Annotated in this window: 12 protein-coding genes; 1 reads left to right on the plus strand and 11 read right to left on the minus strand. The window is 32.4% G+C overall.

The features are described 5' to 3' along the window. Nucleotides 1–102 precede the first annotated feature (102 nt). Complete coding sequence (locus IW18_RS07265) at nucleotides 103–1,758, minus strand: M1 family metallopeptidase (RefSeq protein WP_041516937.1); 1,656 nt, start codon at nucleotides 1,756–1,758, stop codon at nucleotides 103–105. Between the two features lie 179 nt (nucleotides 1,759–1,937). Between IW18_RS07265 and IW18_RS07270 the strand changes: the two genes are divergently transcribed. Next, complete coding sequence (locus IW18_RS07270) at nucleotides 1,938–2,351, plus strand: DOMON domain-containing protein (RefSeq protein WP_052480111.1); 414 nt, start codon at nucleotides 1,938–1,940, stop codon at nucleotides 2,349–2,351. Nucleotides 2,352–2,620: 269 nt separating this feature from the next. Here IW18_RS07270 and hisIE read toward each other — a convergent pair whose 3' ends face one another. The 10 genes from hisIE to IW18_RS07320 form a co-directional block, all read right to left on the minus strand. After that, nucleotides 2,621–3,223 (minus strand): bifunctional phosphoribosyl-AMP cyclohydrolase/phosphoribosyl-ATP diphosphatase HisIE, encoded by a 603-nt coding sequence (gene hisIE / locus IW18_RS07275; protein WP_304364082.1) that lies wholly within the window; start codon nucleotides 3,221–3,223, stop codon nucleotides 2,621–2,623. Between the two features lie 70 nt (nucleotides 3,224–3,293). Then, complete coding sequence (gene hisF / locus IW18_RS07280; RefSeq protein ID WP_041516939.1) at nucleotides 3,294–4,049, minus strand: imidazole glycerol phosphate synthase subunit HisF; 756 nt, start codon at nucleotides 4,047–4,049, stop codon at nucleotides 3,294–3,296. 105 nt (nucleotides 4,050–4,154) lie between these two features. Then, nucleotides 4,155–4,898 carry a 1-(5-phosphoribosyl)-5-[(5-phosphoribosylamino)methylideneamino]imidazole-4-carboxamide isomerase gene (gene hisA, locus IW18_RS07285; RefSeq protein WP_041516940.1) on the minus strand — a complete coding sequence of 248 codons (744 nt, stop codon included), beginning with the start codon at nucleotides 4,896–4,898 and terminating at the stop codon, nucleotides 4,155–4,157. Between the two features lie 85 nt (nucleotides 4,899–4,983). Further along, entirely contained in the window at nucleotides 4,984–5,565 is a 582-nt protein-coding gene (gene hisH / locus IW18_RS07290) for an imidazole glycerol phosphate synthase subunit HisH (protein ID WP_041516941.1), read from the minus strand. Between the two features lie 101 nt (nucleotides 5,566–5,666). Continuing rightward, entirely contained in the window at nucleotides 5,667–6,803 is a 1,137-nt protein-coding gene (gene hisB, locus IW18_RS07295) for a bifunctional histidinol-phosphatase/imidazoleglycerol-phosphate dehydratase HisB (protein WP_041516942.1), read from the minus strand. Nucleotides 6,804–7,001: 198 nt separating this feature from the next. Beyond that, entirely contained in the window at nucleotides 7,002–8,048 is a 1,047-nt protein-coding gene (gene hisC, locus IW18_RS07300; protein ID WP_041516943.1) for a histidinol-phosphate transaminase, read from the minus strand. A gap of 119 nt (nucleotides 8,049–8,167) precedes the next feature. Continuing rightward, nucleotides 8,168–9,451: a histidinol dehydrogenase gene (gene hisD, locus IW18_RS07305; protein ID WP_041516944.1), complete on the minus strand. Its 1,284-nt coding sequence runs from the start codon at nucleotides 9,449–9,451 to the stop codon at nucleotides 8,168–8,170. Nucleotides 9,452–9,599: 148 nt separating this feature from the next. Beyond that, nucleotides 9,600–10,457, minus strand: coding sequence for an ATP phosphoribosyltransferase (gene hisG, locus IW18_RS07310; RefSeq protein WP_041516945.1), 858 nt, complete (start codon nucleotides 10,455–10,457; stop codon nucleotides 9,600–9,602). 309 nt (nucleotides 10,458–10,766) lie between these two features. Next, nucleotides 10,767–12,167 (minus strand): sensor histidine kinase, encoded by a 1,401-nt coding sequence (locus IW18_RS07315; protein ID WP_041516946.1) that lies wholly within the window; start codon nucleotides 12,165–12,167, stop codon nucleotides 10,767–10,769. Further along, on the minus strand, nucleotides 12,168–12,833 hold the full coding sequence (locus IW18_RS07320) for a response regulator transcription factor (protein WP_041516947.1): 666 nt from the start codon (nucleotides 12,831–12,833) through the stop codon (nucleotides 12,168–12,170). Between the last annotated feature and the right edge of the window lie 4 nt (nucleotides 12,834–12,837).

Below are 12,837 nucleotides of genomic sequence, written 5' to 3' on the forward strand. Positions count from 1 at the left end.
AAACCCGACAGGTTTTTAAAACCTGTTGGGTTTACTAAACGTAAAAAATCCCAAACTCCACAATTGGAATTTGGGATTTTTTTATTAAAATTTTCCGAATTTTTATTCAACTATATTAGAACTCGTAACATAGAAGTTTTTATCAACCTCAATAGTTCTTTTATCACCTGTAATTTTTTCAGATTTCCATTCTGTAGTTGGTTTTAACCACATTTCTTCACCGTTTAAAGTTACTTTTACCGGCATATCAAATTTAGCCACACAATTTGTCCAATGATATCCAAAAGCTCCATTTTTAAAAATATATTCAAAAACAGGAATTTGTGTAGTTGTTAAATATTGAGCAAATACTCTATTAAAGTTAATTCCAGATTGTGTATTGATATAATCCTGAATTTGTTGAGATGTAACCGTTTGGTGGTAAAAAGTCTTATTTAAACCTCTTAAAATCGATTTCCACTTAGCATCGTCATTTACAATCTGACGAATCGTATGCAACATATTTGCCCCTTTTGGGTACATATCACCAGATCCTTCATTGTTTACGTCATAATGTCCAATAATTGGCTTATCGTTTTCAATGATTTTTCGGCAGCCAATAACATATTCAGCACCAGCATCTTTACCATAATAATATTCCAAGAAAAGACTTTCAGAATAATTCGTGAAACTCTCATGAATCCACATATCAGCAATATCTTTATACGTAATATTGTTTGCAAACCATTCGTGACCAGATTCGTGAATAATGATAAAATCAAATTTTAGTCCCCAGCCACTTCCGCTTAAATCACGTCCTAAATAACCATTTTTAAAGCCATTTCCGTATGTAACACTACTTTGGTGTTCCATACCTAAATAAGGTGCTTCGACCAATTTATAACTATCTTCATAAAAAGGGTAAGGTCCAAACCAGTTCTCAAATGCTTTCAACATTCTTGGAACATCTTTAAAATGCTCTTTGGCTATAGCCAAATTATCTCTCAAAACGTAATAACTACAATCTAAATCGCCTTTTTCTCCTTTATATTTCTCAGAGAAATTAACATAATCTCCAATATTAATATTTACACCATAATTATTAATTGGATTCGAAACATACCAATTGAATGTTTTCGTACCATCTTTCTCTTTTTTAACGCTTTGTAATCTTCCGTTCGAAACATCAGTCAAATCTCCCGGAACATTTACGCTAATCAACATATTCTCTACTTCATCGTACATATGATCCTTACACGGCCACCAAACGCTAGCGCCCAATCCCTGACATGATGAAGCAATAAAATCTTTACCATTTTTATCTTTTTTCCAAGTAATTCCGCCATCCCAAGGTGGTTTAATAGCCTCTTTGGGTTTTCCTCCAAATGAAATTAGAATCTCTTTCGTTTCGCCTACCTTTTGAGGAGCAGTTAATTCAATAAAAAATGCATTTCCATCTCTTTCAAACTTTAGCTCTTTACCATCTTGTGTTACCTTATAGATCTGCATTGGTTGCTGCAAATCAATTTGCATTTTATTATAAGTGCTCAAAACGGTATAACGTACAGTATTTGAACCAGTAATAGTTTTCTCTTTTGGATTTACTTTTACATCTAAATGATAGTATTTTAAATCCCACCAAGCACGCTCTTTTGTAATGCTTCCGCGTAAAGTATCCTGATGAGTAAAAACCGTTTCAGACTTGTTTAAAAGTCCTTGCGCATTGGCCGTAAAACCAAATAAAAAGGCGGTCAAAGCGCCACAGAAGTATTTTTTCATACTCAGTAAATATTTTCTTTTATTGAAATAATTAAGGTTCCAAAACCTATTCAAACTTAAACAAATGTAAACATTCGAATCAAGTTTTAAATGCTTTTACAGAGGCTATTCAGAAAAAATAATGTTAAAATTTGTTTATTCTTCTGTATTTTACCGAATCAAATTCATTTTTTCTATTTATGAAAACAAGTAAAATCTTTGGGATTTTAGCCCTAATATGTTCTATCACAAATTATGCGCAAACTATTTCAATTCATAAAACAACTGAAAAAATAAGTATTAATGGAGATTTATCAGATTGGAAAAACCCATTTTTAGGTCCATTTACAATTCACAATTCCGGACAAAAAGCTTCTCAGAATACTATGGTTTCACTTTCGTGGAATGACGAAAATTTATACATCGCCTATCGCTCTACAGATTCTAAAATCGTTGGAAAATCTCAAAAAAAAGATGCTCCGATTTTTAGTACCGAAATTAAAATTCCGTTTTTGAGTTTAAAAACTATTAAAAACGGTAGTTTCAAAAAGCCAAAAATTGGAACAAAATGGAATGGAAATACTTTTAGAATTGATTACTATAAAACAACCTAATACCTTGCTTTACAAGCCTATAAAAGCTCAAGGTTTGGATTTTATCAACCACAGGAATTTGTAGTTTTTGAGTTTATGGAGTAGTATTGAGATGGTACACGGATAAGGCGGATTCGCTAAAGCGAAGACGCGGAGCTATACGGATTATTTATTTTCATTTTTGTCATTTCGAGGAACGAGAAATCACACCAGTTAAAATATAAAAATTGGAGATATACTTTACGGAATCTCTAGTGTGATTTCTCGTTCCTCGAAATGACAAGTTTATATTATTTCTGACGTTTTTTCAAAACATCTACAACATCATTCAATTGAAATCCTTTTGCTTGTAATAAAATCAAGTAATGAAATAACAAATCAGCGCTTTCACTCAAGAATAAATCATCGTTATCATCTTTGGCTTCGATAACTACTTCTACAGCTTCTTCACCAACTTTTTGAGCTATTTTATTGATTCCTTTTTCGAATAATGAAGCAACATAACTTTTCTCAGAATCAGCGTTTTCTCTTCTGGTCTTGATTGTGTTTTCTAATTGCGAAATGAAACCGTAATTTTCTTTGTTTTCTTCTTGCCAGCAGGTATCTGCGCCTGTGTGACATGTTGGACCAACTGGTTTTGCCTGAATTAAAAGTGTATCGCCATCGCAATCATTTTTAATACTTACCAAATTCAAAAAGTTACCACTCTCCTCGCCTTTTGTCCAAAGTCTTTGTTTTGAACGACTAAAGAAAGTGACTTTTTGTGTTTCTAATGTTTTTTGAAGCGATTCTTCATTCATATATCCCAACATCAAAACATTTTTTGTTTCTGAGTCCTGAATAATTGCGGGAATCAATCCGTGTGCGCTTTTTATATCTACGTTCATTTTTATTTTAGATTTTTGAGTTTAGATTTCTGAACTCTTTAATTTTAGATTAAATTTTATGTCTTGCTTCTATTTTCTAAAGTCTAACTTCAATTCCATTACCCCTAAGTTCTTCTTTCAAAGCTTTTATCTCGATTTCTTTAAAGTGAAAAACACTTGCTGCCAAAGCTGCATCAGCTTTTCCTACTTTAAAAGAATCTACGAAATGCTGAATATTTCCAGCTCCGCCCGAAGCGATAATTGGAATATTAATTAACGTTGACAATTTAGCCAAAGCTTCGTTTGCAAAACCATTTTTGGTTCCGTCATTATCCATTGAAGTGAATAAAATTTCACCTGCACCACGTTCTGCAACTTCTACAGCCCAATCGAATAAATTGAGTTCTGTTGGTACTTTTCCACCCACTAAATGCACAATCCATTGTCCGTCAATTTGTTTAGCATCAATCGCCACAACAACGCATTGGCTTCCAAATTTCTGAGCTAAATCATTAATTAACTGCGGATTTTTTACTGCAGATGAATTGATCGAAACTTTATCTGCTCCGTTATTCAAGAGAATTTCAACATCTTCAACAGACGAAATTCCGCCACCAACCGTAAATGGAATATTAATTTTTTCGGCTACGCTTCGTACCATATTAACCAACGTTTTACGTCGTTCTTCTGTTGCCGAAATATCCAAAAAAACCAATTCATCAGCGCCTTCAGCCGAATAAATTTCAGCCAATTCAACCGGATCGCCCGCATCGCGCAAGTCAACGAAGTTAACACCTTTTACAGTTCTTCCGTTTTTTATATCTAAACAAGGTATGATTCTTTTTGCTAACATTTTTTTAATGTGTCAATTTGTAAATTAGAAAATTAGTCAATTAGAAAATTAGAAAATTTAACTTTGTGCTAAATAATTATCTAATTTTCTAATTGGCACATTATCTCATTTGCTAATTATGTAATTTTCCAATTGTTTTAAGGTAATTCTTCCTTCGTAAATTGCTTTTCCAATTATGGTTCCTTCGCAGCCTAATTCAGCTAGTCTTGGTAATTCATCAAAAGTAGAAATTCCTCCGGATGCGATTAATTTAATCTCGACTCCGCTTGATTTGACATTACAGTTTTCTAAAATTTTGCCGTACAAATCAAAACTTGGCCCTTGAAGCATTCCGTCTTTTGCAATATCGGTACAAATAACGTATTGAATTCCTTTTGTTTGATAATCCTGAATAAACGGAATTAAATTTTCATTTGATTCTTCTAACCAACCCGAAACTGCAATTTTTTCGTCTTTAGCATCGGCTCCCAGAATAATTTTATCTGAACCATATTCTGAAATCCATTTTTCGAAAATTACTCTGTTTTTTACAGCAATACTTCCGCCAGTTATTTGACTTGCACCACTTTCAAAAGCAATTCTCAAATCATCATCTGATTTTAAACCACCTCCAAAATCGATCTGTAAACTCGTTTGCGAAGCAATTTGCTCCAATATTTTATAATTTACAATCTTACTCGATTTTGCGCCGTCAAGATCTACTAAATGCAAATATTCTATTCCGTGTGCTTCAAAAGATTTTGCAACTTCAAGCGGATTCTCATTGTAAATTATTTTAGTATCGTAATCTCCTTTTGATAAACGAACGCATTTTCCGTCAATGATATCTATAGCTGGTATTATTCTCATTTTTTGATATTTTAGATTTCTGATTTTAGATTTTAGATTCTAAAAATTGAAATTATTTTTTGATATTGATTTTTGATATTGAAATCTACATTTTTAAAAAATTCTCTAATATTTTCTCTCCAACTGCTCCACTTTTTTCTGGGTGAAATTGTGTACCGTAAAAATTATCTTTTTTTAATGCAGATGCGTATTCAAGTTCGTAATTGGTTGTTGCTATTGCTTCATCGCAATTTGGCGCATAAAAACTATGTACCAAATACATAAATTCATTCTCTGAAATACCTTTAAACAAATCTGATTTTAAATCATAAATCTGATTCCATCCCATTTGAGGCACTTTTACTTTTGCTGTAAATTTTACAACATCAACATCAAAAATATCTAAGCCTTTGGTATTTCCTTCTTCAGATGATTTGCACATTAATTGCATTCCCAAACAAATTCCTAAAACCGGTCGCTTTAAAGTTGGAATTAAACTATCCAAACCGCTTTCTTTGAGTTTTTTCATTGCCGAACTCGCTTCGCCAACTCCTGGAAAAATCACTTTATCTGCTGCTTGAATTTCTTCCGGATTATTACTCAAAACGGCTTTAAAACCAAGCCTTTCGATAGCAAACATTATACTCTGAATATTTCCTGCTCCGTAATTTATAATTACTATTTTCATTTATTTAGTCTTAAAGTCCAAAGTCCAAAGTCTTAAAGTCGCTTCTTGATATCCTTAATATAGAAATCTTTCGACTTTATGACTTTCAACTTTTGACTAAATTAAAGCATTCCTTTCGTCGAAGGCAAAATCATTTTTTCTGTATCTCTTTTTACGGCTACTTTTATCGCTTTTGCGAAAGCTTTAAAAATCGCTTCAATTTTGTGGTGTTCGTTTGTTCCTTCTGCTTTTATGTTGATGTTGGCTTTAGCTCCATCAGAGAACGATTTAAAGAAATGATAAAACATTTCTGTTGGCATTTTGCCTACCATTTCGCGTTTAAATTCCGTTTCCCAAACCAACCAGTTTCTTCCGCCAAAATCAATTGCTACTTGCGAAAGACAATCATCCATTGGCAAACAGAATCCGTAACGTTCGATTCCCAGTTTATTACCTAATGCTTTTGCAAAAACTTCTCCAAGTGCAATCGCGGTATCTTCAATCGTGTGGTGTTCATCAACTTCTAAATCGCCTTTTACCAGAATTTCCAAGTCCATTTGACCGTGACGCGCAATTTGATCTAACATATGATCAAAGAAAGCAATTCCAGTCTCTATTTTACTTTTTCCGGTTCCGTCTAAGTTCAAATTGATATAAATATCTGTTTCATTGGTTTTACGAGTAATCGAAGCCGAACGAGCTTCTAATTTTAAAAACTCATAAATGGCTTTCCAACTCATCGTTTGAAGAATAATCGTATCGTTTAGTTCTTCACGTTTCGATGATATTTCATTGCTTCCAATTCCATCATTATCATTGATAAAAATTGCTTTTGCGCCAAGGTTTTTCGCCAATTCAACATCTGTTAAACGGTCTCCTAAAACAAAAGAATTTTCTAAATCATATTCCGGATTATTCAAATATTTGGTTAACATTCCAGTTCTTGGTTTGCGTGTTGGTGCATTATCTTCTGGAAAAGATCTGTCGATAAATATATCATCAAATAAAACTCCTTCATTTTCGAAGGCCTTTAAGATAAAATTCTGCGTTGGCCAAAACGTATCTTCTGGAAAACTATCCGTTCCTAATCCGTCTTGATTCGTTACCATTGCCAATTCGTAATCTAATTCGCTGGCAATCTTAGCCAAATATTGAAAAGCTTTTGGATAAAATTCTACTTTCTCTAAAGCGTCTAATTGATAATTTTCAGGTTCTAAAACGATCGTTCCATCACGATCGATAAAAAGTACTTTTTTCATAATTTATATTTTTGTTCTGCCACAGATTAAAAAGATTAAAATGATTTTTATTCCTTGATGTTATTTTTTTTTGCCACGAATTTCACGAAATAGCACGAATTGAATTAGTGAAAATTCGTGAAATTCGTGGCGAAAAAAAATCTATTTAATCTATAAAATCTGTGGCAAAAAACCTTTGTTTGCTTTGCGGTTATACTTTTATTTCAATTGCTTCAACTCCTTAATCAAAACTGCATTTTCTTCTGGAATTCCAATCGTAAAACGCAGACAATTTTCGCATAGTGGCTGTGTTGTTCTGTTTCGAATTACGATACCTTTTGCAATTAATTGATCGTATCTTTTATTAGCATCGTCAACTTTTACTAGGACAAAATTGGCTTCGGTTGGATATACTTTTTCAACAAAACTAACTTCAAGTAAAACTTTAAGTAACTCTTCTCTTTGCTCAATAATAGAAGCTATTTCTTGTTTTATTTTATCAGAATCATTCAATCGAAGAATTGCTCTTTGCTGCGTTAGCTCATTAACATTGTAAGGTGGTTTAATTTTATTTAAAACCGAAATTACAGCTTCAGAACCATAACAAATTCCTAAACGAATTCCTGCTAAACCATATGCTTTTGATAAAGTTTGTGTGATAACCAAATTAGGATATTCGTCGATTTCTGTTAGCCAACTTTCTTTATCCGAGAAGTCAATATAAGCTTCGTCAATTACAACTAAACCTTTAAAATTCTGCAATAATTTCACCACACTTTCGTCCGAAAAAGAATTTCCGGTTGGGTTGTTTGGAGAACACAAAAAGATGATTTTTGTATTGTTATCAACGGCATCCAAAATCTTTTCGACTTGTGGCTGAAAATCTGTCGAAAGTAAAACTTCTCTATTTTCTACCGCATTAATATTCGCAAGAACACTGTACATTCCGTATGTTGGTGGTAACGAAATAATATTGTCAATTTTTGGCTCGCAAAATGCTCTGAAAAGTAAATCCAGAACTTCATCACTTCCGTTTCCTAATAAAATCTGACTTGATTTTACGCTATTATTCTTAGCTAAAATTGCTTTAACTGAATTCTGTTGTGGATCTGGATAACGATTTACCCCATTCTGAAATGGATTTTCGTTAGCATCCAAAAAAATCATTTCGGCAGTATCAAAATCTTCAAACTCATCACGCGCTGATGAATACGGCTTTAAAGTTTTTACGTTTTCACGTGTTATTGTGTTTATATCGAATTTCATTTTTTTATTTTTTAGGAGAGTAAAGAATCAAGAAACAACATGAAAGACTCAAATCTAATCCCTTAACTCTTACTTCTTTCCTCTTGCTTCTTGCTTCTATTCTCTTTGCTCTATATTCTTTATTCTAAACTGTTCAATCTCAAAGTTACTGCATTTTTATGCGCTTGTAAACCTTCGGCATCGGCCATAACCTCAATAGCTTTTCCAATATTTTGGATTCCTTTTTCGGATATTTTCTGAAACGTCATTGATTTCATAAAGCTATCTAAATTTACTCCGCTATAATTCTTAGCATATCCATTTGTTGGCAATGTATGATTTGTTCCTGAAGCATAATCTCCGGCGCTTTCAGGTGTGTAATTGCCTATAAAAACTGAACCCGCGTTTATGATTCCGTTGCAATAAAAATCATCAAATTCTGAACAGATAATAAAGTGTTCCGGACCATATTCGTTGATTAAATCTAAGGCAATTTGATCACTTTCCACATAAATCAATTTCGAATTTTCTATAGCTTTTTTAGCAATTTCTTTTCTTGGAAGTTCTTCTATTTGAATCTGAATTTCTTTTTCTACAGCATCAATTAGTTTTTTAGAAGTCGAAACTAAAATTACCTGACTATCTGTTCCGTGTTCTGCCTGAGATAATAAATCTGAAGCTACAAAAGTAGGAACGGCAGTATCGTCTGCAACCACCAACAATTCCGATGGTCCAGCTGGCATATCAATTGCAACTCCAAATTGTGTTGCCAATTGTTTTGCTACAGTTACAAATTGATTTCCAGGTCCAAAAATTTTATATACTTTCGGGATTGATTGTGTGCCAAAAGTCATTCCTGCAATGGCTTGAATTCCACCAACTTTTAAAATTTTAGTCACGCCGCATAGGTTCGCTGCATATAAAATTGCCGGATTTATTTTACCCGTTTTATCTGGAGGCGAACACAAAACAATTTCTTTACAGCCTGCAATTTCAGCTGGAACCGCTAACATTAAAACTGTAGAGAATAAAGGCGCTGTTCCGCCCGGAATGTACAAACCAATTTTTTGAATTGGTCGTTTTTCCTGCCAGCAATTTACACCTTCAACCGTTTCAACTGAAATTTTTTCAGTTTTCTGGGCTTTGTGAAATTTATAAATATTGGCTTTTGCCAATTGAATAGCGTCTTTTAATTCATTAGAAATTAAACTTATTGCTTCCTGAATCTCGGTTGCAGTGACCTCGTAGTTGTCTAATGAAATTCCATCAAAAATTGAAGTGTATTTTGCAACTGCTTCATCTCCTTTTTTCTGAACTTCTTTAAATATTTCTTTTACCGTAACTTCGATATCATCAATAGTTTGGGTTGGTCTTTTTAATATATCTGACCAGGTTTCTGGTTTTGGATTGTCTATTTTATTCATGCTTTTAAAATTAAATTAAATTCCAAACGCTGTGTGCATTTTTTACCGCAAAGAACGCAAGGTCTTTTATACTTTGTCTTTACAAACACAAAGTTCGCAAAGCTGTTGTCAAAGTTTGGAATTTGGAATTTTTCTATTGAAAATTTACTTATAGTACCATTTTTTCAATTGGACAAACTAAAATTCCTTCGGCTCCTGCTTCTTTTAGCTTATCGATTACATCCCAAAATGTGTCTTTGTCAATTACTGAGTGTACACTACTCCATCCTTCTTGCGCCAATGGCAACACGGTTAAGCTTCGTAAAACAGGTAAAATTTTACCAATTTCATCGATTTTATCGTTTGGAACGTTCATTAGAATGTATTTAGAATTTCGTGCTCTTAGAACGGACTGAATTCTAAATTTTAAAGTATCGATGTGTTTCTGAATTTCTGGTGAAACTTTTGGCGAAACGGCAAGAACTGCTTCACTTTTTAGAATCACTTCAACTTCTTTTAGGTTATTTTTAAATAGTGTACTTCCGCTTGATACAATATCTACAATTGCATCTGCAAGACCTATATTTGGTGCAATTTCTACAGAACCTGAAATTTGGTGAATGTCTACTGTTAATCCAAATGAGCTAAAATATTCATTTACTGTATTTGGGTATGATGTTGCAACGCGTAAACCGGCTAAATCTTGTATCGATTTGTATTCGAATGTTTTAGGAACTGCCACTGAAACTTTGCATTTTGAGAAGCCTAGTTTCTGAATTACTTCAATGTGCTTTCCTTTTTCTACTAATAAATTATCTCCTACAATCGCCAGATCTACAACTCCATCGATTAAATATTGTGGAATATCTGAATTTCTTAAATACAAAACTTCTAAAGGAAAGTTTGAAGCTTCGGCTTTTAATTGATCGTTTCCGTTGTTGATTGAAATACCACAATCTTTTAAGATTTGAATGCTGTCTTCGTTTAAACGACCTGATTTTTGAATTGCAATTTTTAACGTACTCATTTTTTTAGTTTTTGTTGGATTAATAGTCTGAGTACAAAGAATTGGTATAAAAAAACCCGTTTGATGTACTCAAACGGGTTTTAAAATATGATGATTTACACGCATACCATTAACACATCGCTTGAGAGCAATAATGAAAATGATGATGATGTAATTGAATAGAAATCATGACTTGGTTTATTTTATAATTCTTTGATTCGGTTGCAAATATACTAGTTAATTTCATAAAAAAGCAATTTTTAATTTAACTTAACGATAGTTTATTGTTAAAAAAAAGCTCAACCCTTTATTTTATTAGTTTTTTTAAATTCACGATAACGTTTTCATATTATCCTTAAAACTCAAAATTACGGTCGTTCCTATTCCTATTTCGCTCTCTATTTTAAAATCTATATCTAATAATTCTGTAATTCTTTTTACTATTGACAAACCTAATCCGGTTCCTTTAATCTCTGGATGGTCTGTAGAATTTGATCTGAAAAAAGGACTAAAAACTGATTCTAAATCCTCTTTTGCAATTCCAATTCCGTTATCGGAAATTCTACATATTATTTTATCGTTTTGCTTTAAGAGTGAAATTGCTAATTCGCCATTATCACGATTGTACTTAACGGCGTTTGAAATTACATTTCGTATCACTGTAACTAATAAAAAGCTATCCGATTTAATGTAATAATCTTCTCTTGCATCGAAATTAATTTTGATATTCTGACTGTTTATTTTATCTGAATTTAACTTTAGAACATTCATCAGGAGGGCATTCAAACAAACTGATTCTGCATTTATATTTTTCCTCGAATTTTCAAATCGAGCCAATAATAAAAGCTGATCTACTAACATATTTAAATGGTCAACTTCTTTAATGCAATAATTTACTTTTTCCTCATACTCCTTGCTATCTCGTGGCTTACGAATTAATACTTCAAGTGTTCCTTTAATAACTGTTAATGGTGTTCTTAACTCGTGCGACGCATCTGATGTAAATTGTTTTTCACGTTCAATTGTATATTCGATCCTGTTTAATAGATCGTTTATTGTCTTAGATAATGTATATAATTCATCCTTGGTTTTGGGCAAAGGAATCCGGGTTTTTAAATTATCTTTTGTAATATTCTCAGAGGTTTTTATTATTGCGTTTATGGGTTTTATGCTTCTTCCTGCAAAAAAACGGGCAATAAAAAACAGCAATATTAAAATCCCTAAAAAGGATAGTCCCATAACATCAAACAAATTATTGAGCACCACTTTAGAACCTACCAAAGACATTGCTACAATAACATATCCTATTTTTTTGTTATTTATGTGAAGTGGAACCTGAATTTGCCTAATAGCATGATTTCCCATTTTGGCATCAAACAACTCAAAATCTGCGACTGAATCATTAAATTCAATGGTTTCTGATTTTAAATTTGGTGCTTTTTCGATGATTTTTTTGTTTAAATCTAAGAACTCTACAAATACAGGATTTACGTCGATAGTATTATGCTCGCGCTCATTCCATTCTTCTTCATCGATAAGTATTATTTTATTTCCTACTTGTTTTATTTCATCCAGATGATTTTGAACCTCGATCTTTATATTTTCATCAATATGACTGTAAACGGTGTGTTTTACAATCGAATATATTACCGAAAAAACTACTAAAATCAACAAACCTGTGGTGATAATGTAGTTTAAGGCAATTCTATTTTTAAAGGAAAGTTGTACCATTTACAGATCGTTAGCGATATATCCTATACCGCGAATTGTTTTGATGTAATCTTCTTCAATTTTTAAATTGAGTTTTTTTCTAATGGCATTCATAAAAACATCAATTACTCCAGTATCATATTCAAAATTTATCTCCCAAACATCTTTTAAAATTTGGTTTCGGGTACATACTTTACCTTTGTTTTGAATTAAATAGGTCAGCAATTCAAATTCTCTTTGTGTAAGCGCTACTTCTTCATCATTTTTGAGAACAATATGCTTGGATAAATCAATTTTAATGGTTCCGAGGGTTAAAACTTCAAGACTTTTCTGATTTCTAAAATGAACTTTAATTCGTTCTACCAATTCTTCAAAACTAAACGGTTTTTTAATATAATCGTTTGCTCCTGCCTTTAATCCTTCGATAGTTTCCTGAACTGTATCTTTTGCGGTTAAAAAAATAATTGGAGTTGTTTGATCTTTTACTCTAATAGCTTTACAGAGATCTAAACCATTTATTTTAGGAAGCATCCAATCTAATAAAATTAAATCAAAATTACGTTCCTGAATAAGTTCAAAACCTTTAGAACCGTCACTTGCAGTGGTAATCTGATATCCTTCTTCCTGCAAACCTTGTTGCAAAAACTGAACAATACCTAACTCATCTTCAACTATTAGAATGTGCATTTAC

It is taken from the genome of Flavobacterium hibernum (assembly GCF_000832125.1).
In the GTDB taxonomy this organism is placed as follows: Bacteria; Bacteroidota; Bacteroidia; order Flavobacteriales; family Flavobacteriaceae; genus Flavobacterium; species Flavobacterium hibernum.